Source organism: uncultured Maribacter sp., from assembly GCF_963977385.1.
GTDB lineage: Bacteria > Bacteroidota > Bacteroidia > Flavobacteriales > Flavobacteriaceae > Maribacter.
Window position 1 is genome coordinate 218840 of record NZ_CAXBOU010000003.1, and the last position, 25793, is coordinate 244632.

30 protein-coding genes are annotated in these 25793 nt (G+C 34.0%); 14 read left to right on the forward strand and 16 right to left on the reverse strand.

The window, feature by feature from the left end:
• Window positions 1-31 precede the first annotated feature (31 nt).
• Window positions 32-460 carry a DUF5606 domain-containing protein gene (locus tag AAC084_RS06345; RefSeq protein ID WP_339838428.1) on the forward strand — a complete coding sequence of 143 codons (429 nt, stop codon included), beginning with the start codon at window positions 32-34 and terminating at the stop codon, window positions 458-460.
• 70 nt (window positions 461-530) lie between these two features.
• Here AAC084_RS06345 and AAC084_RS06350 read toward each other — a convergent pair whose 3' ends face one another.
• From AAC084_RS06350 to AAC084_RS06365, 4 genes are read right to left on the reverse strand one after another with little or no spacing between them, the layout of a single operon-like run.
• Complete coding sequence (locus AAC084_RS06350; protein ID WP_339838431.1) at window positions 531-2144, reverse strand: family 20 glycosylhydrolase; 1614 nt, start codon at window positions 2142-2144, stop codon at window positions 531-533.
• Between the two features lie 9 nt (window positions 2145-2153).
• Entirely contained in the window at window positions 2154-2846 is a 693-nt protein-coding gene (locus AAC084_RS06355) for an SGNH/GDSL hydrolase family protein (protein ID WP_339838433.1), read from the reverse strand.
• Window positions 2847-2850: 4 nt separating this feature from the next.
• Window positions 2851-3726, reverse strand: coding sequence for an alpha/beta hydrolase (locus AAC084_RS06360; RefSeq protein WP_339838436.1), 876 nt, complete (start codon window positions 3724-3726; stop codon window positions 2851-2853).
• Window positions 3727-3737: 11 nt separating this feature from the next.
• Window positions 3738-4469 (reverse strand): MIP/aquaporin family protein, encoded by a 732-nt coding sequence (locus tag AAC084_RS06365; RefSeq protein ID WP_339838439.1) that lies wholly within the window; start codon window positions 4467-4469, stop codon window positions 3738-3740.
• Between the two features lie 260 nt (window positions 4470-4729).
• On the opposite strand from AAC084_RS06365, the gene AAC084_RS06370 reads away from it, so the two are divergent.
• Window positions 4730-4873 (forward strand): hypothetical protein, encoded by a 144-nt coding sequence (locus AAC084_RS06370; RefSeq protein WP_339838442.1) that lies wholly within the window; start codon window positions 4730-4732, stop codon window positions 4871-4873.
• A gap of 275 nt (window positions 4874-5148) precedes the next feature.
• Here the strand turns inward: AAC084_RS06370 and AAC084_RS06375 are convergent, their stop codons facing one another.
• Window positions 5149-6051: an SMP-30/gluconolactonase/LRE family protein gene (locus AAC084_RS06375; RefSeq protein WP_339838444.1), complete on the reverse strand. Its 903-nt coding sequence runs from the start codon at window positions 6049-6051 to the stop codon at window positions 5149-5151.
• 8 nt (window positions 6052-6059) lie between these two features.
• Window positions 6060-6893 carry a sugar phosphate isomerase/epimerase gene (locus tag AAC084_RS06380; protein WP_339838446.1) on the reverse strand — a complete coding sequence of 278 codons (834 nt, stop codon included), beginning with the start codon at window positions 6891-6893 and terminating at the stop codon, window positions 6060-6062.
• Window positions 6894-7010: 117 nt separating this feature from the next.
• Between AAC084_RS06380 and mazG the strand changes: the two genes are divergently transcribed.
• Window positions 7011-7787: a nucleoside triphosphate pyrophosphohydrolase gene (gene mazG / locus AAC084_RS06385; protein WP_339838448.1), complete on the forward strand. Its 777-nt coding sequence runs from the start codon at window positions 7011-7013 to the stop codon at window positions 7785-7787.
• Between the two features lie 7 nt (window positions 7788-7794).
• Here the strand turns inward: mazG and AAC084_RS06390 are convergent, their stop codons facing one another.
• Window positions 7795-8199: a response regulator gene (locus AAC084_RS06390; protein WP_339838451.1), complete on the reverse strand. Its 405-nt coding sequence runs from the start codon at window positions 8197-8199 to the stop codon at window positions 7795-7797.
• Window positions 8200-8544: 345 nt separating this feature from the next.
• On the opposite strand from AAC084_RS06390, the gene AAC084_RS06395 reads away from it, so the two are divergent.
• The 4 genes from AAC084_RS06395 to AAC084_RS06410 are packed head-to-tail and all read left to right on the forward strand — an operon-like array spanning window position 8545 to window position 12424.
• The gene (locus AAC084_RS06395) at window positions 8545-9912 is read left to right on the forward strand and encodes an MATE family efflux transporter (RefSeq protein ID WP_339838453.1); all 1368 of its coding nucleotides are present in this window, start codon (window positions 8545-8547) and stop codon (window positions 9910-9912) included.
• Between the two features lie 54 nt (window positions 9913-9966).
• Window positions 9967-10194 carry a hypothetical protein gene (locus tag AAC084_RS06400; RefSeq protein ID WP_091622933.1) on the forward strand — a complete coding sequence of 76 codons (228 nt, stop codon included), beginning with the start codon at window positions 9967-9969 and terminating at the stop codon, window positions 10192-10194.
• 5 nt (window positions 10195-10199) lie between these two features.
• Window positions 10200-10769, forward strand: coding sequence for a phosphatase PAP2 family protein (locus AAC084_RS06405; RefSeq protein WP_339838455.1), 570 nt, complete (start codon window positions 10200-10202; stop codon window positions 10767-10769).
• Window positions 10766-12424: a glycosyltransferase family 39 protein gene (locus tag AAC084_RS06410; protein WP_339838457.1), complete on the forward strand. Its 1659-nt coding sequence runs from the start codon at window positions 10766-10768 to the stop codon at window positions 12422-12424. The genes AAC084_RS06405 and AAC084_RS06410 overlap by 4 nt, the downstream gene beginning before the upstream one ends.
• Before the next feature lie 8 nt (window positions 12425-12432).
• On the opposite strand, the gene AAC084_RS06415 is transcribed toward AAC084_RS06410, so the two are convergent.
• From AAC084_RS06415 to AAC084_RS06435, 5 genes are all read right to left on the reverse strand, one after another.
• Window positions 12433-13320 carry a lysylphosphatidylglycerol synthase transmembrane domain-containing protein gene (locus AAC084_RS06415; RefSeq protein WP_339838460.1) on the reverse strand — a complete coding sequence of 296 codons (888 nt, stop codon included), beginning with the start codon at window positions 13318-13320 and terminating at the stop codon, window positions 12433-12435.
• Entirely contained in the window at window positions 13304-14263 is a 960-nt protein-coding gene (locus AAC084_RS06420) for a glycosyltransferase family 2 protein (protein WP_339838462.1), read from the reverse strand. Before AAC084_RS06420 ends, AAC084_RS06415 begins: the two co-directional genes overlap by 17 nt.
• Window positions 14264-14346: 83 nt before the next feature.
• Window positions 14347-15336 carry a methylmalonyl Co-A mutase-associated GTPase MeaB gene (gene meaB, locus AAC084_RS06425; RefSeq protein WP_339838465.1) on the reverse strand — a complete coding sequence of 330 codons (990 nt, stop codon included), beginning with the start codon at window positions 15334-15336 and terminating at the stop codon, window positions 14347-14349.
• Window positions 15337-15375: 39 nt separating this feature from the next.
• On the reverse strand, window positions 15376-15948 hold the full coding sequence (locus AAC084_RS06430) for a DUF2911 domain-containing protein (RefSeq protein ID WP_339838468.1): 573 nt from the start codon (window positions 15946-15948) through the stop codon (window positions 15376-15378).
• A gap of 32 nt (window positions 15949-15980) precedes the next feature.
• A complete protein-coding gene (locus AAC084_RS06435; protein ID WP_339838471.1) occupies window positions 15981-16889 on the reverse strand; it encodes an aldose epimerase family protein in 909 nt (302 codons plus the stop codon).
• Window positions 16890-16993: 104 nt separating this feature from the next.
• Between AAC084_RS06435 and AAC084_RS06440 the strand changes: the two genes are divergently transcribed.
• Genes AAC084_RS06440 through AAC084_RS06450 form a run of 3 tightly spaced genes read left to right on the forward strand, consistent with a single transcriptional unit; the run spans window position 16994 to window position 19539 of the window.
• A complete protein-coding gene (locus AAC084_RS06440) occupies window positions 16994-17539 on the forward strand; it encodes an RNA polymerase sigma factor (RefSeq protein WP_339838474.1) in 546 nt (181 codons plus the stop codon).
• Window positions 17523-18113, forward strand: coding sequence for a hypothetical protein (locus AAC084_RS06445; protein ID WP_339838477.1), 591 nt, complete (start codon window positions 17523-17525; stop codon window positions 18111-18113). Before AAC084_RS06440 ends, AAC084_RS06445 begins: the two co-directional genes overlap by 17 nt.
• Complete coding sequence (locus tag AAC084_RS06450) at window positions 18085-19539, forward strand: hypothetical protein (protein ID WP_339838479.1); 1455 nt, start codon at window positions 18085-18087, stop codon at window positions 19537-19539. Before AAC084_RS06445 ends, AAC084_RS06450 begins: the two co-directional genes overlap by 29 nt.
• Here AAC084_RS06450 and AAC084_RS06455 read toward each other — a convergent pair whose 3' ends face one another.
• The 4 genes from AAC084_RS06455 to msrA form a co-directional block, all read right to left on the reverse strand.
• A complete protein-coding gene (locus AAC084_RS06455) occupies window positions 19540-20274 on the reverse strand; it encodes a sugar-binding protein (RefSeq protein WP_339838482.1) in 735 nt (244 codons plus the stop codon). It abuts the gene before it with no gap.
• A gap of 187 nt (window positions 20275-20461) precedes the next feature.
• Window positions 20462-21790 (reverse strand): Gfo/Idh/MocA family oxidoreductase, encoded by a 1329-nt coding sequence (locus tag AAC084_RS06460; protein ID WP_339838484.1) that lies wholly within the window; start codon window positions 21788-21790, stop codon window positions 20462-20464.
• 3 nt (window positions 21791-21793) lie between these two features.
• Complete coding sequence (locus tag AAC084_RS06465; protein WP_339838486.1) at window positions 21794-23170, reverse strand: DUF1080 domain-containing protein; 1377 nt, start codon at window positions 23168-23170, stop codon at window positions 21794-21796.
• Between the two features lie 78 nt (window positions 23171-23248).
• The gene (gene msrA / locus AAC084_RS06470; RefSeq protein ID WP_339838488.1) at window positions 23249-23956 is read right to left on the reverse strand and encodes a peptide-methionine (S)-S-oxide reductase MsrA; all 708 of its coding nucleotides are present in this window, start codon (window positions 23954-23956) and stop codon (window positions 23249-23251) included.
• 100 nt (window positions 23957-24056) lie between these two features.
• Here msrA and AAC084_RS06475 point away from each other — a divergent pair, with 100 nt between their 5' ends.
• The 4 genes from AAC084_RS06475 (at window position 24057) to AAC084_RS06490 (ending at window position 25730) form a co-directional block, all read left to right on the forward strand.
• On the forward strand, window positions 24057-24251 hold the full coding sequence (locus tag AAC084_RS06475; RefSeq protein ID WP_339838491.1) for a hypothetical protein: 195 nt from the start codon (window positions 24057-24059) through the stop codon (window positions 24249-24251).
• A gap of 204 nt (window positions 24252-24455) precedes the next feature.
• The gene (locus tag AAC084_RS06480) at window positions 24456-24641 is read left to right on the forward strand and encodes a hypothetical protein (RefSeq protein WP_339838493.1); all 186 of its coding nucleotides are present in this window, start codon (window positions 24456-24458) and stop codon (window positions 24639-24641) included.
• Window positions 24642-24898: 257 nt separating this feature from the next.
• Entirely contained in the window at window positions 24899-25135 is a 237-nt protein-coding gene (locus tag AAC084_RS06485; protein WP_339838495.1) for a hypothetical protein, read from the forward strand.
• Window positions 25136-25493: 358 nt separating this feature from the next.
• Complete coding sequence (locus AAC084_RS06490) at window positions 25494-25730, forward strand: hypothetical protein (protein ID WP_339838498.1); 237 nt, start codon at window positions 25494-25496, stop codon at window positions 25728-25730.
• Window positions 25731-25793 lie beyond the last annotated feature (63 nt).

Here is a 25793-nt window from a genome sequence, read left to right on the forward strand (position 1 = left end):
ATCTTTGTCGACTTAAATTTTAAAATAGTTTATGGGTTTAGAGAAAATTTTATCCGTTGCAGGAAAGCCAGGTTTATATAAGTTAATCACCCAAACAAGAACTGGATTTGTGGCGGAGTCTTTGTTAGATGGTAAACGAATAACAGTTAGCTTACGTAGTAGTGTAAGTGTATTGTCTGAAATAGCGATTTATACGTTAGAAGAAGAAGTGCCATTAAGAGAGGTTTTTGAAAAAATACAAACTAAAGAAGATGGGGGCAAAACCTCTATTAGTCATAAGGATGAAAAAATAAAATTAGAAGAATACTTTTTTGAAGTATTACCTAATTACGATGAAGATCGTGTTTATGTGAGTGATATTAAAAAAGTTATTCAATGGTATAACATATTGACCGATAATAAAATTACTGATTTCTCAAGTGAAAAAGAAGAAGCAAGTGATGCTTCTGAAGAGGAATAAAAGAGTTTTAGTGAGAATAAAAAAAGCCTTGATTTAAAAAAATCAAGGCTTTTTTTATGTAACAGTTTATTTAATCTTTATTGATGGTCTCATAAGTGAAATCACTTTTTTTCCAGTCTATTAATGGTGATGGATAATACTTTACATCCATTCTATCTAAAAAGGGAGCTTGGTCTGCTAAACGTACTTTATAATCTTCCCAGTTTCTATTTTCTTTAATACTCCAACTAAGTTCAGAATATCCGATAATTCTTGGGAATGCTAAGTATTCTAGCTCATCTATATTACTAATTGTTTCAGACCAAAGTGGCGCTTCTACACCTAATATGTTTTCTATGGGTATACCATATTCTTCTGGTGTCCATATATACGCAGTATCAACAGGTATGTAAGCGGCCCAGTGTAATCCGAATTTAGATAATGTATCATACTCCATATCTAAATACGCTTTCTTTGCAGGTGAAACGATTATTTTCATTCCTTTATCTACTGCTTTTTTCGCATTTTCTTCGCTTGCCCACCATTGTGAAATTGATGTGGAATCAATATTTGCTATCGCAACTTCATCCCAACCGATCATTCTTTTACCATGTTTTTGAACAATCTTCTCTACTTTATTAATGAAATAGATATAATCACTCTTTTTTGTAACATGACTTTCATCACCACCAACATGAAAATAAGGCCCTGGTGTTATTGCAGAAATTTCCCGAACTACATCATCGATAAAAGCATAAATAGTATCCTTATGGGTGTCGAACGTGCTGAAACCAACATGCGTTCCTTCGTAAGGTTTTGGAGTTTTACCATTTCCATTTAAGAACGGATAAGATACTGATGCCGCATTGGTATGGCCAGGCATATCTATTTCGGGTATAATAGTCATATAACGATCAGCGGCATAACGAACGATTTCTTTGTAGTCTTCTTGGGTGTAAAATCCGCCAGATTCGCCACCAACTTCAGTAATACCGCCGACTTCTGTAAGTTTAGGCCATGATTTAATTTCGATTCTCCAACCTTGGTCATCGCTTAAATGTAAATGAAGTACATTGATTTTATAGTAAGATAGTAGGTCGATATATTTTTTAACATCATCAACACTAAAGAAATGCCGTGCGACATCTAACATAGAACCTCTGTAGGCGAAATTAGGATTGTCGATAATTTTACCCGACGGTACTGGCCAAATTTTCTGTAAAGCCAAAGTATCGTTACTTTCAATAGGCACCAATTGTCTTAAAGTCTGTATACCTCTAAAAGCTCCTTCGGCGGTATTCGCGTTAATGATGATTGAATCTTGATTTATGTAAAGTTGATATGCTTCAGGCGAATTTAAGTCTATGCTATCACTTTGGTTGATATATATTACTCTTTCAATTGTATTGGCACCTTCAGAATTTACGGGTATAGTTAAGTTTGTTTTGCTCTTTAACTTATCTGCTAAAAATGTACCTACTTCCTCAAAACCAGTTGCGTTTTTAGAAGTATAAATGGCAGTAAACTGGTCTAAAGCAAAAGCCGAATTTGTTGGCGTTGTCTTTAAAGGCTTGGGAATTAAACTGACTTTTGCTAGGTCGGTTACTGGCATTGCAATACGTTCTTTCTTCTTTTCGCTACAAGCAATAAATGCTAAAGTTATAGAAGCAAAAAACAGGCTTCGAATACAAATGGTTTTAAACATGGTTTGTAATTAAGGTTGATTAACTAAATTTTTCATGGTTTCATACCAAATATCATAACCTTTTTGGTTCATATGCAGACCATCTTCAATAAAAATATCGGTTCTTAATTTCTTTTTATTGAGCATGGGATTCCAAACATCAACAAAATCTAATTGAACATCTTTTTTGGCAAGGCGTTCCATTTTTCTATTTAACCGTTTATATTTTCCTCGAATCTTCCATCTACTGATACTCGGCTTTGCAGCTATTAATATAATTTGAGTAGATGGGTTGTTTGCTTTTATTCGACGGATGATCTCTTCTGTCGTATCAAGAACATGAACGGGTCTTTTTTTTGCCCATAAATCATTGTCACCTTCGTATATAAACACCTTTTTAGGATTGTAGGAAAGAACCAATTCATCGATAAAAAGCAGTAGGTCTGACGCTTGTGACCCTCCAAATCCGCTATTTATAATTTGATGGTTTGGAAATTCTTTCTCTAATTTTTTCCATAAGCGTACGCTAGAGCTTCCAGTAAAAAGAATGGTCTCTTTTTGAGAATTCCAAATAGTATCATATTTAGCTGTAATTTTTTTTACCTCGTCAGAAAAGACGTTTTCTGTTTGTGAAATACAAACATTACCTATTAAAAAAAATAAAAAGGTAATATATGAGATTTTAAGCTCTTTTATTGGACGGTATCTAGTAATTTTAATCATATTTTTAGTTAAGTGTTGGCTTTGTTAAGTTTTCGGTAAGTGCCCAAGCATGAAATTGAGTTATCCAATCATCAGAAGCTAATTGTTGCTTTTTCATTCCGAAACCATGGCCACCTTTAGAATACATGTGCATTCCAGCATTTTTGCCGCTTGTTACCCAGTCTGTATATAGAGTTGCGCTAGGTCTAGCAAGTCCAAGTGGGTCATCAGAGGCGCAAATTACTAACATTGGTGGGGCATCTTCAGGAATGGTATAATTGCCAATAACGGTCATCCATGGATAAACAGGCACGATAAAATCTGGCCTGGTGCTTTTTGAATAATTAAATGTAACACCCATGGTTACAGCGCCACCAGCAGAGAAACCCATAAAGCCAATTTTGTTTGGGTCTAGCTTCATTTCTTTTGCATTGGTTCTTACATAGGTAATCGCGGCTAAACCATCTGTAATCGAAAGTGGTAAGACAGGGGATACCCTTTCCCCAATTTTAGCAGGATTGGTATTTCCCTCATCTGTAATTTCTTTAATGCCATCAATACCCGTAGGTACCAGGCGATATTTTAAAACAAAAGCGGTAATTCCTCTATTGTTCAACCATTTGGCTACATCTCGTCCTTCACTGTTTATACTTAAACCGTAGAGTCCGCCACCTGGCGCAATTATTACACTAGTTCCGTTTGGTTGGTCAGCCTCATATACTTCTAATCGTGGTACAGATACATTTGTTATTACTTGAGTATCCCATATTTCTGAGAAGTACTCTTTTTCACCGGTCGACCATTTTACATCTGGGTTAGGGGTGAACGGTAAATCAATAACACGTTGTGATATTATATTCATAGAAACAAGTAAACAGGATAGAAGTAGTATATTTTTCATTTTCTTTTTTATTATATAAATGATTCAATTAGTAAATATAAAAGTGCTGCCAATACGCTACCAATAATGGGGCCAACTATAGGAACCCATGCATAGCTCCAATCACTTTTACCCTTGTTTCTGATAGGTAAAATCGAATGTAATAAACGAGGACCGAAATCTCTCGCTGGGTTAATAGCATAGCCTGTCGGCCCTCCAAGTCCGAAGCCAATTCCCATAACTAATAAAGCAACGGGTAAAGCATCGAGTGAACCTAAAGAAACCGCATTCTCACCCATTGCACCACCTGCAATATAAAAAACACCGAAAACAAGAGTGAAAGTTCCGATAATTTCAGTTACTAAATTCCAAAATGGACTGCGAATAGCTGGTTGAGTTGAGAATGTTGCTAATATGGCACCGGTATCTTCAGTTGCTTCATAATGTTTTTTATAAGTTAACCAGACTAATAAATTACCCATCATAGCACCCAATATTTGAGCAACAATATAGCCAGGTACTAATGACCATGAAAACTTACCTGCAACTGCAAGACCTATTGAAACCGCGGGATTAAGATGAGCGCCACTAACATCAGCAGAAATATAAACTCCAATAAAAACAGCGATACCCCAAGCAAGTGAAATCCCTACCCAGCCAGAAGAACCACCTTTGGTATCCTTTAAAACTAGGTTTGCTACGATACCATTCCCTATAAGAATTAACATGGCAGTCCCAATAAATTCGAAAATATATACAATCATAGTTTGGTAGGTTTTAAGTGGATTAAGATAAAAAAAAACAAGGAATAATTAAGGTTTAAATCAGTTTGTTGCATTATTGATAATAAAGCTTGGGTAGATATATAAAGTTGATTGGTTTTTGAATAGATGTTCTGATCTTTGAAAAGTATTTTAATCTAATGGAATGAAAAATTATTTGACTTACTTTCAAAATGGTTGATGTTAAAATATAAATGTGCAATGAAGAATTGTAAATACTTCTTTTTATTTTTTTGGTGATAATGATAGAAGGTTGCTCTTCAGTTAATAATGATGATGAAGTTGATGAATGTCTTATGGTAAAAGGGTCATATAATTTATCTGAGATAAATGTTTATATAGCTCAAGATGGTAATGAAGATGGTGTCGCGTCAAGTAATATATGAGATGAAGTAAATTGTTTAAATCGCGCGCTCGTTATTAATGCTGACGTCATTTGGAAAATGGATTTTATAGAATTGGATATTACACGTGTAACGAGTGACTTTTATGCCATTCGATGTGGTCTAACAATTAGTAAATCAGGAAATTGGTTTTTTCAAAGTAATATTCTAAATTTCAATGGTTTCGATACTATGATACTTAATTCATAAGAATTAACCGAGAGTATAAACGATGATTTGTCTGATATTTTAAATCGAAAATTCACTAAACTATAATTCTAGTATCTAACACCATTAACATTCATTTTCAGAGTGTAAACAGAACCTTTAGCTGTTATAAATAAAATATCTTGGTTTTTGCCACCAAAGGTTATATTAGCTGTCCATTCTTCATTTACAGGTATATGATGTATTTTTTCTCCCTTCGAATTAAAGACAGTTACACCTTCACCCGTAAGATATAAATTGCCCTTGTTGTCAATGGTCATTCCGTCAGAGCCCATGTCTGTAAATAATTTTCGGTCTTTTAGGGCGCCGTTTTCTGCAATAGAGTAGGAGTATGTTTTCTTATCACCGATATCCGCAACATAAAGTGTTTTGCCATCTGGTGTACCGATAATACCATTTGGACGTATAAAATCACCAGCAATTATGCTAACATCTTTTAAATCAGGTGAAATGTAATAAACATTATTCTCTTCAATTTCTGCGGTAGTTCTTTCCCAGTAAGGTCTTTGGTAGTAAGGGTCGGTAAAATAAATACCACCTTTTAAATCTACCCAAAGATCATTGGGTCCGTTTAATTTCTTACCCTTAAAATTAGTAATGAGCGTGTCTACTTCTCCATTTGTATCTATTCTCCATAGCTCATTTTTATCATCGGCTGCAGCTAACAAATAACCCTCATGGTCAAAATATAAGCCATTGGCTCTACCCGAAGGCTCTTTAAAAATACTTAAAGAGTTATCTTCAGCTTTCCATTTTATAATCTTATTATTTGGTTGATCCGTAAAAAATACATTTCCGTTTTTATCAGATGCAGGGCCTTCGGTAAAACTATACTCATTAGAAATTCGAATTAGTTCTGCACCTTCGGTGACTAATGACTCTGATTGAGAAGTGCAAGAAATAACGAAGAAGGAGCATATGATTGCAAATATGAATTGAAATTTTGTTCCCATAATTTATCCTATATACTTTTAAGATAATTCATATTATATTTCATACTCTCAAAAGGTGTACTGGCATATTCTTCTTGTTCAATATATATGTGTTGTACGCCAGAAAGTTCTTTGTTTTTAAGCATTAAAGCTATGTCAAGAACTCCTTTGCCAAATTCTGTACTTTCCTTTTTAGACATATCCATATCCTTTAAGTGCCATAGCGGAAATCTACCTGGGTATTTTTTAAAGTACGAAATAGGATCTTTGCCAGCAACAACAACCCAGCCAAGGTCTAATTCCATAAATACCAAATCATTCTGAGTGTTGTCCATTAACACATCGTAGAGAACATGTCCATTTTCAGAATCAAATTCATATTCATGATTATGATACCCGAATTTTAAACCTAGTTTTTTACATGCCTCACCAGCAACATTAAATTGCTCGGCCACCTTTTTATAATTATCAACAGTTTGTCCATCCGAAGGCATTGAAGAACAAATGAGATACTCTTGGCCAGAGGCAACAGCATCTTCCATAGTTTGTTCAAATTTATCATCGAGGCGTACATGGCCACTTGTAATCTTCATCCCTAAATCTATACAAGTTTTCCCCATTTCTGAAGGTGTTAAACCGTAATAATATCCCTTAGAAGAACCGGCACTTTCTATTTCTTTGAAACCTAAACTTGCAATCTCTTCTAACGCTTTCTTTGGGTTTTTTAGCATTTCATCTCTAAAGGAATAAAGTTGAACACCGTAGGAGAAATTTTTAGGTGCAGCGCAACTAAATTGTGGCATTATCAGTGTTGCAGCACCGAATAGACTTGATTGTTTAAGGAAGTTTCTTCGCGTCTTCATTAGTTTAGATTGTTAAATTTAAGTGATTGTAGATTTAATGATTTTAAATGTACGAAAACTAAACAGAAATTTTAGTCGGTCATACACGTGATACGTATTTTTGTAAAAACATCATTCATGAATAGTAGGAAAGATCAATTAAATGCCCTTGATAGATTATTAACCATAATGGACGAATTGCGTGAGCAATGTCCTTGGGATAAAAAGCAAACAATGCAGTCACTTAGGCATTTAACTATAGAGGAAACCTACGAGTTGGGTGATGCTATTTTAGATAATGATCTGAATGAAGTGAAGATGGAATTAGGTGATGTACTGCTTCATATTATCTTTTATTCTAAAATAGGCTCAGAAACCAATGACTTTGATATTGCAGATGTAGCGAATGCTATTTGTGATAAATTAATTAATAGACATCCTCATATTTATGGCGATGTAAAAGTTGCAGATGCCGAAGAAGTGAAACGTAATTGGGAACAGATTAAATTAAAGGAAGGTAAAACGAGTGTTTTGGAGGGAGTGCCAAGCAGTTTGCCAGCTTTGGTTAAGGCAAATAGAATACAAGATAAAGTAGCCGGGGTAGGTTTTGATTGGGAAAAACCAGAACAGGTATTTGAAAAAGTACAAGAAGAACTTGGTGAATTACAAGTAGAGGTTACTTCTGGTGAAATCGATAAAATAGAATCGGAGTTCGGAGATGTGCTTTTTTCTATGATAAATTATGCTAGGTTCTTGGGCGTTAATCCAGAAAATGCCCTTGAGCGCACCAATAAAAAGTTCATTAAGCGTTTTCAATATTTAGAGAAAAACGCAAAACAAATGGGTAAAAATTTACAAGATATGACATTAAAAGAAATGGATGTTTTTTGGAATGAAGCAAAGACCAAGGAGTAAATTTATTTTAATCTTGTAACACCCGATCAACAATCCGCGATAATTTTCTTAGCTGAATAGGTTTAATGATATATTCTGAAATTTCAGGAAATAATTTTGAACGGTCTATATCATCTGAGCTTAAAGAAGAAGTCAACATATAGATTTGAATATCTTTCTTTATATTTTTGTTTGCAACCTTAAATTCCTCCATAAATTGAAACCCATTAAGAATAGGCATATTCAAGTCTAAAAGAATAATGTCTGGCAACTCATCTGTAGCATCAAAATTGTCAGTTAAAATTTTTAAAGGCTGAACAGAATCTGGAAATCCAATAACATTAGTTACCGATAATTGCTTAAGGTTCCTTTTCATGACATATTTAGAAATATCGTCATCGTCGATAATCCAAACTAATGGTTTGTCGCTCATACTAATATTGGTTAATGGTTTTGTAGTATTATACCTATTAATAACGCTGTGTTCTATACAAATAGTGCCCTGCTTTGAAATATTTTTTACCTAAAGTAATGAAGAATTTGGTTATCACTAATTAGAAATAATCTTATAAGTCTGCTTATTTATGGCTTTATGGGCTATTTAATAACGTAATTTTCTCTCATATATATAATACAGAAGTGATAAATAGGGGTAGTAATTATGGTAGATTTTGGCAAAAACAGATTATTTAATTAGAATTTCAAGAATTTAAGAGCGTTTTCTATAAATAAAAATTAGCTAATTAGAATTACCTTTGCCAAAATTTCATTCAAAAGTTTGTTACAGAAATATACCAAAGAATTTAGATATAACATTAAGCTTTCCGTTCCCGTAATTTTGGGAATGTTGGGTCATACGTTCGTACAATTGGCAGATAATATAATGGTTGGTCAGTTAGGTACGGCTGAACTTGCTGCTGTTTCTTTAGGTAATAGTTTTGTTTTTATAGCAATGTCATTAGGTATAGGTTTTTCAACCGCTATTACACCTTTGGTTGCAGAGGCAGATGGAGCGGGTAATAAAAAGAATGCTAAAAGTGCATTAAAACATGGTTTGGTGCTGTGTACTGTTTTGGGTTTGACTTTATTCGGATTGATTTTACTTGCCAAACCTATTATGTACGCTATGAAACAATCTGTTGAGGTTGTTGAATTGGCATTACCTTATTTAGATTTGGTCGCTTTCTCATTAGTTCCGTTAATTATTTTTCAGGCCTTTAAGCAATTTTCGGAAGGTTTGTCACAAACGAAATACCCAATGTATGCAACAATTGTTGCCAACGTTATCAATATCACTTTAAACTATCTATTAATTTTCGGAAATTTTGGTTTTCCAGAAATGGGTATTGTTGGTGCGGCAATAGGTACGCTGGTATCTAGAGTTTTTATGGTAATTTATTTATGGTTTATATTAAAAACTAAAGAGAAATTCAAGTACTATGTAACCGGATTCAATTTTGCAAAAATCGAGAAAACGGTGATGAAGAAAATTATTGAATTAGGCTTCCCGTCCTCATTGCAAATGTTTTTTGAGGTTGCAATATTTACGGCTGCGGTATGGTTAAGCGGTGTTTTGGGTAAAAATGCACAAGCAGCTAATCAGATTGCTTTGAATTTAAGTAGTATGACTTTTATGTTCGGTATGGGGCTAGGTATAGCTGCCATGATAAGAGTGGGTAATCAAAAAGGATTGACGAATTTTAAAGAGTTAAGACGTGTAGCACAGTCAATATTTTTATTAACCTTTATATTGGAAATATTCTTTGCGGCTTTATTTCTTTTGGGTAGACATTGGTTTCCTTCTTTATATTTAGATATTAATGATGCAGCTAATATTACTGATAATACAGAGGTTTTAGTTATTGCAGCTCAGTTATTATTCGTGGCTGCATTTTTTCAGATTTCAGACGGAATTCAAGTTGTGGTACTAGGTGCCCTGCGTGGTTTACAAGATGTGAAAATACCAACTGTAATTACTTTTATAGCATATTGGTTAATTGGTTTTCCTATAAGTTTTTACTTGTGTCTATACACAGATTTGAAAAGTACCGGTATCTGGATTGGTTTACTTACCGGTTTAACCGCATCGGCCATTATGTTGTATCTTCGATTTAATTATTTAACTAAAAAACTAATTGCTGGCTAACTGTTGTTGAACGGTAAGAGGCAATTATATTTCAACTTATATAGTATATTTTTTATGGAATTTCCGAAATTTTTACTGGGTGACAATACTGATTATCCAACAGCAATTTTTGTTGTGCATACCGAGTTTCCTAGGTTTATTATAAATCTTGAAAATGACGAAGTAGAATGGCTTGAAGAATTTTCTAAGGAAGATGAAAAAGAATTAGAAGAGGAAGCGGAAAATTTAATAGTAGCTGCTACTGCTTTTTACGATAGAGAGGTTTCGAGATATGAAGATTAAGTAATATGCTTCAAGAGTTATTACAATTAGACAAAGATTTTTTTATATACCTCAATGGTTTGGGTACGCCCCAATGGGATAATTTTTTTCAATTTCTATCCCATAAATTGAGTGCTATACCACTATACATTTTTCTACTCATACTTACGTATCAAAAATTCGGATTTAAAAGAACTTTGGTATTGTTGGTTTCAATTGCTTTGTTAATTACAGTTACAGACCAATTGAGTAACTTTTTTAAATATGGCGTAGCCAGATTAAGACCTTGTCATGATCCTGAAATAGAACCAATAATGCGTTTAGTTAAAAGCTATTGTGGCGGGCAGTTCGGTTATTTCTCAGCTCATGCCGCCAATGCGTTTGCTATAGCCGTATTCTTTGGTAGTATATTAAAATCTACCCTTAAATTTATAGGTGTCTTTTTAGTACTTTGGGCTGCTCTGGTGGCTTATAGTCGTATTTATCTAGGTGTTCATTTCCCTTTAGATATAATTACTGGCGCGGTAATAGGCTCGTTGTTCGGCTGGTTGTTTGTAAAGCTATTTATATTTTCACTTAGAAAATTATCTCTATGATTACTAATCTAAGGTATTGGTTTTTAATCACTTTGGTAATCATGATTTACGTGGCAGGTATGTTTGTTACGTTGTTTGAGAATGATTCTGCACAGTTCTCGGTCATGGCTATGCGTATGGTGCAAGAGAATGATTTTTTTAGTCTATTTAAGGGTCCTGAAGAATATTTAGATAAGCCACATATGCATTATTGGCTTGCAGCACTGTCGTATAAAGTTTTTGGAATACATGATTGGGCCTACAGAATACCAGGTATATTATCTACACTACTTGCCGCATATAGTTGTTACGGTTTAGGAAGTCTTCTTTATAACAAACACGTAGGTAAATTAGCGGCTTTAGTCTTTATGACCGCGCAAACTATTGTTTTAGGAGCTATAGATGTACGTACGGATGCTGTATTAACAGGCTTTAGTATTTTGGCTATTTGGCAACTTACCAAGTATATAGAAAAAGGCTCTTTAAAGAGAATAATAATTGGTGCTTTTGCAGCTGGCATTGCATTCTCCACTAAAGGGCAAATAGCTTTATTGGTTATTGGGTTACCTATTTTGTGTCATCTTTTGTACTCTGGTAAATGGAAGGCATTTTTAAGTTGGAAGGTAGTGGTGGCACTTTTAGTTTTTGCTATTACGATTACCCCTATGTTATATGCCTATTACCTTCAATTTGATTTGCATCCTGAAAAGGTGATTCGTGGAACGGATAATCGTAGTGGTATATTTTTTATTTTTTGGGAACAAAGTTTTGAGCGACTAAGTGGTGAGGGTATAGGAAAGAATAGTAGTGACTTTTTCTTCTTTTTTCATACCTTTTTATGGGTATTTCTACCTTGGACAATTCTTGGGATTACCGCATATTATGTTAAAGCGAAACAACTCATTAAGCTTAAATTTAAATATAATAACAAGATTGAAGTATTAACCTTAGGGGGTATAACTTTAATATTTGCAGTAATTAGTTTTGCGCAATTTAAATTACCACACTACTTAAATATTACCATTCCATTGTTTGCAGTTTTAACGGCATCTTATCTCTATGATTTATATCGATTTGATAAAGAGAAAGCAACACGGTTATTGATGAAAGGTCAATACTTTATTTTATGTATAGTATTCATTGCTTCAGCATTAATTTGCTTTTATGTCTTTAAATTAAATAGTGCAGTCGCCTATATTTTTCTTCTTGTGGCAGCTGTAATTATTATTTATTACGCATTAAAGCGAGAGGGTGTTTATATGAAATTAATCACTATTTCTGTTTGTGCATCACTATTATTGAATGCAGTTTTAAATCTACATTTTTATCCAAATTTATTGAATTTTCAAGGTGGTTCTTCTATGGCTAAAGTAATTAAGCAAAAAGATATACCTGTTGACCGTATTTATAAGGTGAGTCCAGATTATACATGGTCTCTTGATTTTTATAATCAATATCCTGTACAAATAACTACGCCTGATTTGCTTAATGATAAAAAGGATATTTGGGTTTATGTTAGTGATGAAGATATGTCAGAATTACAGAATAACGGTCTGGAATGGGATACACAAATTTCTGTTGACCAGTTTCGAATTACTCGTCTTCAAGGGAAGTTCTTAAATCCGAATACCCGTAAAAAGGTTACTCGTAAAATGTATTTATTACATATCGATTAAGTAATTATTTAAATTTTCGTTATTGAAGTTTTGTTAGATTCTAGCTTTATTTTTTTGAAGTGATAGAAAACTCCAACTAGTGAAATTATAGCAGTTATTAGAAAGAATAATACACTAACCCCAACCGAAACATTTTGGTCTAGGCCTAATAGTTTTGCGCCATAAAAAAATGTGACTTCACGGCTACCAATACCTCCTAAAGTTAAAGGTACAACCGCTACTATTGATGAAACGAGGAAGATGATTAGGTAAGATATTTGATTTATTTCGATATTCAGTGCAAATAAAATGAACCAAATACTTATTAATTGTGCTAACTGTACAAAGGCAGATAATAATGTAGTCTTCCAAAAAATGGGAATTACGTATGAAAATAATTTTTTATTCAGTAACCAAAATATCACTACAGACATTGGGATGGCCAAAATGAACAACCACTGATAATCATTTAAAATTTCTAAATCTAAAAAGACCAATAGTGCACAGGCATATATAAAAAGTAGAAGAAGGCCTCCTAAACGGTCTAAAACCAAAACACTCACTATTTTTTTGGTAGGTACTTTGAAGTTCTTTTTTAGAATGTATCCTTTGTAGGCATCACCACCAATACCGCCAGGTAGAAATAGATTGTAGAACATTCCTAAAAGGTAAAGCTGAAAGTTACTTTTATGTGTTAGAAATAGATTGAGCTGATGAAAGTAAAGGTTAAGGCGTACAGCGGCTATTACCTTTGAAATAATAAAAAAGACCATTGCACCGAATAAATAAAGAGGATTACTCTTTAATAAAATGTCCTTTATTTCATCAACATTTATTTTTGTTAAGATGAAATAAATTAGAATTGCACTAATAAGTACCTTTAATCCGGTGGTTACTTTCTTATTTAACTTGGCCACCTACACTAACTTTTTTGATGCGGTAAGGTCTTTTCTTCTGAGATTCATAATAAGTACGAATCAATAATTCCATAACTATTCCTATGGTGAATAATTGAATTCCTGCAAGAATAAACATCATGCCAAACATTAACAATGGCCTTGTTCCTATATCTTCCCCAAATCCAACTTTTACAATTAAAAGATAAAAATTTATAATTATACCTAGGAGAATTAGTAAAAACCCGAAAATTCCAAAAAGGTGTATTGGGCGCTGAAAATACTTACGAATAAATAAGAGCAGCATCATATCTGCTACCACTTTAAACACACGTTCTAAACCGTATTTTGAAACACCAGCATGTCGTGCATGGTGTTTTACAGGTATTTGTTTTATTTGTGCGCCTTCTAAATGTGCTAAAAGGGTAATGAATCGGTGCATTTCACCATAAAGGTTCAAGTCTTTTGCAATATCCTTGGTGAAAACTTTAAGGGCACATCCATTATCCTTAATATCTAACTTAGTGATTCGCCTAACCAAAAAGTTAGCAATTTTCGAAGGTATTTTTTTTACTAATGAATCCTTTCTTTTTTGACGTATTCCTGTAACTACATCATACTCTTCACTTACGGCATACGTAAGCATCTCAGGAATGTCTGAAGGATCATTTTGTAAATCCCCATCCATGGTAATTATATATTCACCTTCTGCATAATCAAGGCCTGCTGCCAATGCTAAACTTTGCCCATAATTCTTTTTAAGTTCTATAAGATGAACTTTGTCATCTTTAAGAGCTTTTACTACTTTTTTAGTATCGTCTGTAGAAAAATCATCAATATAAATGATTTGATAATCATAGCCTACCAAGCTTTCGTGGATTTTTTGTGTCAATAAAGCCACATTATCTTCTTCGTTATATAAAGGAACAACGACCGAAAGTAGGGAAGTAGTAACAGGTTGCATTGGGTTGTTTTTGGAATAGCTGCAAAGTTATGTTTTTTATCTTTAAGATGAAGAACAGGAATGCCACTAACCTATAAACCTAACTAGTTTATAGAAAGTAGGGCTAATAGTTTTTCTGCAGCGGAAAATGGAGAGGTATTGCCGTTAATAACTTCGTTTTTTAGCAATGGTAGTAACTTTTTAATTTTTGCATTTTGATAAAACTTTGATAATAGTTCTTGTTCAAGATATTGAATAAGCCAGTTTTCATTTTGTTGTTGTCTATTTTTAAAGAAATGACCCGTTTCTTTCATGGTTTCGCAATAATTAAATATCAATTGCCAAATGTCTTCTAAACCTCTGTTTTCAATAGCAGAACAAGTTAAAACTTGCGGAGACCAACTATTCTCTTTAGGCGGAAACATATGCAATGCTCTCGAAAATTCCATTTTTGCTAGCTCAGCATTTTGTACATTATTTCCATCAGCTTTATTAATGACAATGGAATCGGCCATTTCAATAATACCTCTTTTTATTCCTTGTAATTCATCACCGGCTCCTGCTAATTTCAATAATAAAAAAAAGTCTACCATGTCATGAACTGCAGTTTCACTTTGTCCGACACCAATAGTTTCAATAAGTATAATGTCGAAACCAGCTGCTTCAAGAATAACAATACTTTCTCTAGTTTTTCTTGCAACACCACCAAGAGAAGAACCAGAGGCAGATGGTCTAATATAAGCATTAGGGTCTTTGACTAATTCTAGCATTCGTGTTTTATCTCCTAAAATACTTCCTTTTGTTCTGCTACTAGAGGGGTCTACGGTAAGCACGGCCACTTTTTTTTCTAAACCAGTAAGTATACCTCCAAACTGCTCTATAAAGGTGCTTTTTCCAGCACCTGGCACGCCTGTTATTCCAATTCGTATGGTATTATGTTTTTTTGAAATACAACCTTCTATTATTTCATTGGCTATAATTCGGTGTTCTGGTTTTGTGCTTTCAATGATGGTAATAGCCTTACTGACAATCGCTATATTGTTTAAGAAAATACCCTCGATTATTTCTGAAGTACTAAGATTGGCTAAATTCATTTGAACAGCTAGAGTTTTTGCAGGTCTTAAATAAAAGTACTATTTGTAAATGGGAACCATAATTTTGGTGGTATCCCAAGCTAAACTCAAAAATTTTTGTGACTTATGGTTTATCTCTTTATCCTCAAAATTAATTGATAAATCTTCAACGGGTTCCTGTAATTTTCTTGCAGGTACTTCAACCGTGATATAATCATGTTTTGCTTCATGCGTAGTTTGGTTACCATCTACGCGTGTTACACCCCATTCGGGTATTTCGGTATTAAAAATGACCTTCCAAGTTTCTTTGTTAGGTATCGTCCATAAAGAATATCTTCCTGCAGGAAGAGTTTTGTCGATGATTTTAATCTGTTGAGTGGTGACAAAAGTAGTAGGTTCATTGGCACCTGTTCTCCAAATTTTACCATAGGGCACTAGCTCGCCAAAAATAATTCGCCCTTTTTTTGATGGACTAGAATAATCTACTTCGACCGAACTACCTTCAAGGTCTACAATAGCCGTTTTCGAGGGACTGAATTTTTTGGCTTCTTTGTGTATGTAAGGTATGGCAACGAAATAAATAAGAGCGGTTAGCACAGCAATACCAATGAGAATCTTTTTCAACAGTTTCATGTGCTTGATGGGTTAGAATATTAGGTAATGAATTACTGTTTAATATCAAATTTAAAGATAGAGATGTTGTTATAGATATCACCTGGCCTTAAGACGCTTTTAGGAAAATCTGGTTGGTTTGGAGCGTCAGGATAATTTTGAGTCTCAAAACAAATACCAGGAAAATCCTGTGAAGTATATATTACTATCGCTGGTTGGTTCGTATAAACTTTCATACTAATACCAGAAGTGTTAGAATGTAATTCCGCAACCTTCTCATTGCCTATATCTTTTATAAAAATCGTGTCTAAGCGTTGTACTCCGATTTTTTTTGGCAATAGAAAATCAAATTCAGATTTTCTAACGGGAATAATGTCTCCTGTGGGAAGTAAATCTTCATTAGTTTCAAGTCGATACGGGCAGTTTAATTGTAACTCACATTCGTCAATGTACGGGTTAGAATCAAGTTTGAAATAAGAATGATTCGTAAGATTTATAACGGTACTTCTATCTGTGGTTCCTTCATAAATAATCTGTAATGCATTATTCATTAGTCGATAAGTAACACTAACAGTTAGGTTGCCAGGATAACCTTCTTCTAAATGTTTACTCTTGTAAGACAATTTTATAAACGGATTATCTTCTGTACTGACTTCGTCAATAGTCCAATATTTTTGATGAAAGCCTTCTTTGCCACCATGTAAATGAACACCATCTTCTTGATATAGATGGAATCTTTCCTTGTCTAGTTCAAACCCTCCTTTAGAAATACGCCCTGCGTAGCGCCCTACGCTAGCACCAAGTATATTATCATCTAGTCGATATCTGCTCGGATGATTATAACCAACAACTACATTGGTATAGTTACCATCGTTTCCTTTTACAAGCAATTTTTGTATTGTAGCGCCATAATCAAGCACCATTAGGGTTATAAACTTATTGGATATCGTAACTTGTTTCAAAGGAGAATATTAATTATTCATTGTAAAAATAAAGATTTTTGCAACATTCTTTTTTTTCTATCGTCCTTAATATAAAAACAACCTAAAACCAATCTATTAAACCGATGTTTCAAAGCAATGTCGTAGAGAAATGTAAAGCAAATGATAGATCTGCACAGTTGCAACTGTATAGAAAATATTGTGATGGTATGTTTATCGTAGCAATGCGATTTGTAAAGAATAGCGATGATGCCGAAGATGTTTTACAAGAATCATTTATAAAGGCATTTCAAAAAATACATCAATTTAAAGGTGATGTAACATTTGGAGCGTGGTTGAAGCGCATTGTCATTAATAAGAGTATTGATTTTCTAAAGCTAAAAAAAGATAAAATTGTGGCTTTAGATGAGGGCTATATGCAGGTCGTAGAAGAAGATGATAATTGGAATGTGCCATCGGCAATTAGTATAGAGCAGGTGAGAGGTGCAATTGAAGATTTGCAAAGTAAATACAAGTATGTTGTTTTAATGTATTTGTTAGAAGGATACGATCACCAAGAAATTTCACAGGTATTGAATATTTCAGAATCTGCATGTAGAACAAGATTATTGAGAGGTAAAGGACATTTAAAAGAACTATTAAAAGAAAAAAAATATGGAACAGGATCTTAGGGAAATGTTCAATAAAGAAAGAGAAGGGCAGAAATTCACTATAAAGAATGGTCATGAAGAGCGTTTTTTAGAAAAGCTGCAACAATCAATGCCTGAACATAAAAGACGAAGCTGGGCATGGTTTAAAATTGCAGCGTCGATTGTGGTTGTTTTGAGTATTGGTTTTGGTTATATGTTTTTAAATGGAAATAATGGTATCGAGAATACAGTTGTGGACAGTAATAATGACCAAGAAAATATAAAGCAAACTGAATTTACTTTTGGAGACCTTTCTCCAGACCTTAAAAAAGTAGAGAATTATTATGTAGCAAATATTAATCTAGAATTGGCAAAGTTAGAAGTGTCGCCTGATACTAAAGGTTTGATAGACAGTTTTATGGAACAGCTAAATAACCTGAACTTAGAATATAAAACCTTAAACACAGAATTGAAAGAATTAGGGCCAAATGACCAGACCATAACCGCCCTTATAGAGAATTTGCAATTACGATTACAATTATTACAAAAGTTAAAGAGAAAGTTGAACGAATTAAAATTATCAAAAAATGAACAGATCAATGAGAATAGTATCTAAGCAACTCATCATTGCATTAGGACTTTTAATGACCGGAGGGTTATATGCCCAAAAGGAAAGTAAAACATTTCAAGAACGTTTTACTGTGGCAGAAGATGCCGTAGTAGACATCAATACCAGTTATGCCGATATTGAATTTGAAACGTGGGACAAAGGTGAGGTGGCCATCACGGCCACCATCACCTTAGAAGGTGCTACTAAAGAAGAGGCTGAGAATTACTTTGAAAATAGCCCTATTAAAATTTTAGGGAATAGCAAGAAGATAATGATATCTTCTAAATCAAATAATAATACATTTTTAACTCATTTCGATTCTCATTCAGATTTTGATCATAGCGACTTACGCATCGAAGTACCTGAAATAGCTTCATTTGTGGTTAATGTGCCGCAGATTGCACCATTTCCAGAAATGCCACCACTACCATTAACAGAAGCATTTTCATTTGATTATGAGGCGTACCAAAAAGATGGTGACAAGTACATGAAAAAATGGCAAAAGAATTTTGAGAAAAGTTTTGATAAGAAACATCAAAAACGATTGGAAGAATGGGCAGAACGAATGGAGGAATCGATGAGTGAAGAGCGTCTAAGAGAATATGAGGAAAGACGAGAAAAGTTAATGGAGAATAGAGCTGAAAGAGTTGAAGAAATGGAAAAACGTTCAGAAGAATTACAACAAAGACTTGAAGAACGTGAAGAAAAACGGGTTCAGATATTAACCGAAAGGGATGAACTTAAGGAATGGATTAATACACCAAAATCTAATTCGATTAATTCGCCAAACATCTTCTATTACTCAACAGATGGGGAGCAAAAGAATTTTAAAATTAAAAAGACAATTAAAATTAGTTTGCCAAAGTCAACCAGAATTAAAATGGATGTACGTCATGGCGAGGTTAAATTGGCAGAGAATACTAGAAACTTGAATGCGAATCTTTCGCATTCAAGCCTTTGGGCCGTTAACATTTATGGAGAAGAAACAAACGTTTCCGCATCATATACGCCTGTAAGTGTACAAAAATGGAACTATGGCCAGTTGAGTACTGCGTATTCAGAGGAAATTTCATTGGCAGAGGTGGTGCAATTGCAGTTGCAAGCAACTTCTTCTGAAGTTACTATAGATAAATTACTTAAAAATGCTTTTATAAAAAACAACTTCGGTGCGGTACATATTCTTGAAATGGGAATGGACTTTGAAGAGTTAGATGTAAGTGTTAAAAATGGCGAGTTAAATGTGACGTTGCCAAAGGTGGCTACAAATGTTTACGTTAAGGGAAATTCTTCTACACTTAAAGCACCTGCTACTTTAAAATTGGAACAAATTAAAAATGGTACATCAATTGTTAATAAAGGTTTTCATTTAAAAGGAAATAGTAGCAGATCTGTTGTCATTACTTCAGATTATAGTGAAGTTATTATTTACTAATTATTCTACTAATTTTAATGTGCCAAAAACATTTGCATTTATCCATCCTTGATTCTTATCCTCACCAGGTATAAATACTGATCCTATCAGATTCTCACGCTCCGAGCTTTGATCATTATCTGCATAAGCCAAAGCAAATCCTATCCTTTTATTTTCTTTTAAGACAACTGGCTTTACGTTTGACCCATCGTGGTAGGTGTCTGGAAATACCTTAATTTGAAGTTCCCAATGTGTAGTAGTATCTTCAGTTTCGTGGGCAGATATAATATGGTCGTTATATAAATTCGGCTTGTTATCTTCCCCTAAGTCTGCTACATTGCCGTCTATGGCAACATGATATGTAAATGCATTGTGATTGAATTGGTGAGGTCCACCAGAATTATCTTCGTCAATATAAACCACTACACAGTCGTCATTCCACCAAAATTTTAATGGGTCATTTGATTTCTTATATAATGAGTCATCTACAATTTCTAATAATAGATAGAGCCCTTCCTCATTCCATGCTATTTTATATTTTCCATTGAAATCAGCATGGTCGAACGGACCACCAATCCAATTTTGGTCGATTGGTTGCCAATCTAATCTATTCCAAAAATTTTCAATTGGTCTGCCATCCAAAGAAGGAGTTTCTTCTATGTACGTAACCAAAGTAACCTGCTTGCTTTTCTTATTTTTAAAATCTTTACAAGAAGAAAGGCAGAGAAGGCAAATGAGGTAGATATTCCATTTCATAAACTATAGTTTGGGGTCTACCTCGTAAAGATACTATTTTCTAAAATGGTGTAAGATTTTTATCACACGAGCAATATTCTTTGCATGAAAATAAAAAAGCAACCTACTAAATTCGTATGTGAATTAGTAGATTGCTAATACTACTTAATAGTAATAATTTATCCGTTTTTAAGTTTAAATAAAGTGCTTAAAGAATCGGTTCCCAACCATCAGCATAAGTTCGTTTCCAAGATTCCATTGCCTTGTCATTATTAAGGATTTTCCCAGTAGTTGAATCAATCTTTATGGTTTCTCCTGCATCTTGAGCAATATTCCCTAAATGACAAAGCATAGTAGAAATGCTTGCATCACTAATATCAGAATGTAGACTTTTATCTTCACGAATACCGGCAAAGAAATTAGAAATATGATTTGTGTCTAATTGTCCTTCACCTCTGGTATTGGTTGTTTCACTAGAGCCGCCTTCAAGTTCTTCTTTTAAAAGATTTCCATCTAAATCATAAAGTTGATAGAAATTACGGTCTAACATTATACTGCCTTTACTGCCATATATAGTGCTGCCACGACCTGGTCGTGTTGGTTTTATCATTCCTCGGCTATGTCCTGTCCACGTTAAAAATTTATTATCGGCAAAAGTGTATGTTACTTGTTGGTTGTCTACAAATTCCCAATCATCTTGAAAGGTGTACTTGCCACCAAAAGATGTTACACTTTCTGGTAAATCTACGCCTAATGCCCAACGACAAATATCTATTTCATGAGTACCATTGTTGTGTACTTCACCAGTACCCCAAGTACGAAACCAATGCCAATTATATGGGTGAATATTATCTTTGTATGATTCTCTAGGTGCTGGCCCTTGCCATAAATCCCAATCTAAAGTTGAGGGCACTTCAATTACATTTCCTTTACCAATAGAACCTCTGTTATTTGAATAATAGGCTTCACCTTTATATACCTCACCAATAATACCTTCTCTTATATCTTTAATAGCACTGATAGAAGTTTTGGCAGAACGTTGTTGATTACCCATCTGAACTTTTTTACCATACTTTTTCTGTGCCTCAACTAAAAGGTCATTTTCATATGGGTTGTGACTACATGGTTTTTCAACATATACATGCTTACCTGCTTGTAGTGCTAAAATAGCCATTGGTGCATGCCAGTGTTCTGGCGTTGCAATGAAGACTGCATCTACATCCTTATCTTCCAATACTTTTCTAAAGTCCTTTTCTATCTTAGGTATGTACCCTATATTCTCTTGACACCACTCATTATGCTCTTTCAATATGACATCATCGACATCACAAGAATATATAATCTTGGCATTTTTATCATTTTTGATAGCTTTAATATGTGCTTTTGCTCTACTTCGAACACCAATAATGGCACAATTGATATGATCATTGGCACCAAGTATATTTGCATATGAACTACTGGGAAATACTAGTCCACCCAAAGTTACTGCTGCTGTACCTGCTGAGGTTTTTTTAATGAAATTTCTTCTAGTGGTCATTGCTTATTCTTTAATGATTGGTTTTATTTTGATGTTTTTAAAGGAAACTTTGTCTCCGTGATCTTGTAAAAGAATATGCCCTTTATCTGCTTCTCCGAAATTTGGCCATTTAGCATATTTACTTTCCGAAACTAATTTACGGTAATCATCACTTCTACGTTCGTATTCTAAAACTTTCATACCGTTTAACCAATGTTCTACATGATTATCCTTTGAAACAATATGTGCAGTATTCCATTCACCTATAGGATTCATAGGTTTATTAACGTCCGCTTGTATCAAATCGTAAAGGGAAGCTGCTTTACGGCTACCATCATGATTTCCTAATTTTGCATCTGGATGTTTGGCATCGTCCAAAATTTGATACTCCAAACCTATTGATGAACCAGGGCCTTTATTAATGTCTGTATCGACATAATATTTGATTCCGCTATTTGCACCTTCGGTAATAACGAAGTCTAGCATCAGTTCAAAATCACCATATAATTCTTCAGTAACAATATCACCACCAGCTGCAGATTCTTCGCCTCCTGAAGATAATACGGTTAAAATTCCATCTTTAATCTCCCAACCTTTTGAAGGGAATTCATCTAAACGAGCTCCTCGCCAACCCGTGGTGGTTTCACCATCCCATAGCATTTTCCATCCTTTTTTTGCTTCGTCAGCTCCTAACGCATTCTTAGTTATGATAGGCTTTAGCGGACTCTTTTGAGAATATTTTGAAAGGTTATCGGTCAAAATTTTAATGTTTTTCCATATAATTTCGGTACCATCTTTCTGCTCATCAGAAATACTATGTACTTGTAGCGCTATAAAACCTTTGTCTGTTTTATCGTCAATTAAATAAGCTGCAGGTACATCATTGATCCAGGTTTTTAAGGTGTCACCTATAGCTTCAATTCTATAATGATTCCATTCATTTTGTTTAAATGCTTTTTGAGCAGTAGGGTTATCGGTCATTGGGTTTAACCAGCCCCTTCTGGCCTCATCATAAATACCGGCGCTCCATGCCCTTTCAGATGGGTCTATCTCTATTTGGTATCCATGAACTCTGCCATCCATATAATGCGGTAAACTATTACTTCTAATTTGAACTCCAGAGTTCATACTAGGGTCAACCTTATAATCTAATTCTAGAATAAAATCACCATACATTTTGTCTGATGTCATAAAAGAATTTGGAGTGTTGTGTACTGTGGTGCCTACAATAGCATTGTCCCTAACTGTATAAGCCGCCTTGCCGCCTAATTGTGTCCATCCGGTTAATGATTCCCCATCAAATAGGGATACCCAAGGGGTGTCATCTTTTGGTTCTTGTTTGCAACTAATAAAAGCCGATAGAATTACGGTAATGAGAAGGAAGTTGATGTTTGATTTCATTGGTTTTGGTAAATTATAATTTATAAAAAAAGCGTCCCAATTGGGACGCTTGAATATAGTAAATTTTTGGGAGATTTTTTAATGGGCACTCTTCTTCAGATAATCTCCAAAGTTTTCTTTAAACCTGTTTAATCTTGGAATGGATACGTTTTGAATATACGAATTATTAGGGTTATTTCTCTCATAATCTTGATGATATGATTCTGCCTTATAGAAAATAGTGTAAGGAGTGACTTCTGTTGTAATTTGGTCATCACCATATACATTTGAGTCTCTTAACGCTTGCATGTAACCTTCAATAATAATTTTTTGCTCATCAGTTTTATAAAAAGCAATAGAGCGGTATTGTCTGCCTCTGTCAGGACCTTGTCCGTTTAGTTGGGTTGGGTCATGCGAACCAAAGAAAACTTGTACTAGTTGAGTGAACGATATTTCGTTTGGGTCATAATATACCTCTACCGCTTCTGCATGGTCAGTTTTACCATAACCTACATCTTCATAGGTAGGGTTCTTTTGTTTACCGCCAGCGTAGCCAGATACAACTTCTTTGACTCCTTTTACACTTTCAAAAATGGCTTCTACACACCAAAAACATCCACTAGCAAAATATGCGGTTTCATATTTACTTAATTGTTTGGGGCTTAGCTTAACTATCTCTTCAACTTCTTCAATCGCGATTTCAGTATCTTCAGAGTTTTCTGAAAGGGTATTTTTCTTGACCTTTGATTGGCAATTTGTTGCAAGTAAAGTTGCACAGGCCAATAAAGTTATTTGTAATAATTTCATAACAATCTTCTTTTAGCAATTTGTAGGTAATTTACAAAGACCTTACGAGGAAAATGGTTAAAAAATGTTAACTAGATAGTAGGATATAATATTTTGGGACATGGATACATTGCTTGAAGCACTTAAATTTTATGACACAAATTCTATTTCTATTTTAGATACCGTGATTCCTATTCAAGAATATGTACCATTAAATCTTTCGAAGGATAATAAGGAGTTGTTAGATGTCAATATAACCGATCCTATCGTGTGCTTAAACAGAAACAAGGAAGCATTGCGTATGTTGGCTATTTAGAAGAGCGTAACCTATATAATGATAAGGAAGGTTTTACAACTAATTCTAAACCTGTTCGAAATATTCATTTGGGAATCGATTATTGGAGTGACGCGAGAACCAATGTTATAGTGCCCCTAAAGTACAGTACATAGTTTTAAAAATAATAATGTTGTTGGTGATTACGGACCCACTATCATATTAAAACATGTTTTAGGAGATTATATGTTTTATACTTTATACGGACACTTGTCAATAGATTCTTTAGATGGGCTCTTCATTAACAAACAATTTAACGCTGGTGAAATTTTAGGCAGATTAGGTACACCAAATATAAATGTCAATTATGCACCACATCTTCATTTTCAGATTATCCGAGATTTACAAGGTAATATGGGAGACTATCCTTGAGTATGTGCTAAGATTCGATTGCCTTATTACCAACAAAACTGCCCGGACCCAAATATTTTATTGAAGTTATTATAAAGCCATATCGATTAACGACAGCTTTAATCGCTAAGGTGATTTTGGGTTGCGTGTCGTTTATCGACCAGATTCTACACTTAAACCGAGTATGTGCAAAGTAACGAGTAATATGTGTTTTTTAGCGATTCATCACCTAGTGAAACAAGGCCTGCGGCGTTCTATAAGTGTAACCAACGCAAGTCATGAAAACAATAATAACAATCATCTTTATCATCTTCTTAGGATTTACAGCTCAAGCACAAAACGTTACTACAGATGTAAAAGTTGAAACTATTGAAATGACTGTTGTTACTGAAACATCTAACGAATTAATCCTTGATGCAAAAACGGAAGTAGCACGTTTATACAAATCAAAAAATTCAAAAATTAAAAAGGAACTAAACTTTATAACTAAGGCTAGCAAAGCTAAGATGGCTTAATCACGTACAGAAGCAAATAAGTAATAAGAGACTAGTTATATATTTATATTAAACGGTATTCCATTGTCAGTTCGAGTACTAGATTTTTAAATTTTGTTTTTGGAAATCAAGTGTATCGAGAACTTTTTTGAATATCCAATTTACCTTAAAGACCTATTATGCTTGACAAGTATCTTTTCCATATCGATTAACGACAGCTTTAATCGCTAAGGTGATTTTGGGTGGCGTGTCGTTTATCGACCAGATTCTACACTTAAACCGAGTATGTGCAAAGTAACGAGTAATATGTGTTTTTTAGCGATTCATCACCTAGTGAAACAAGGCCTGCGGCGTTCTATAAGTGTAACCAACGCAAGTCATGAAAACAATAATAACAATCATCTTTATCATCTTCTTAGGATTTACAGCTCAAGCACAAAACGTTACTACAGATGTAAAAGTTGAAACTATTGAAATGACTGTTGTTACTGAAACATCTTACGAATTAAACCTTGATGCAAAAACGGAAGTAGCACGTTTATACAAATCAAAAAATTCTAAAATTAAAAAAGAATTAAACTTCATCACTAAGGCTAGTAAAGCTAAGATGGCTTAAATTTCAGTTTTCAGTTTTCAGTTTTCAGTTTTCAGTTTTCAGTTTTCAGTTTTCAGTTTTCAG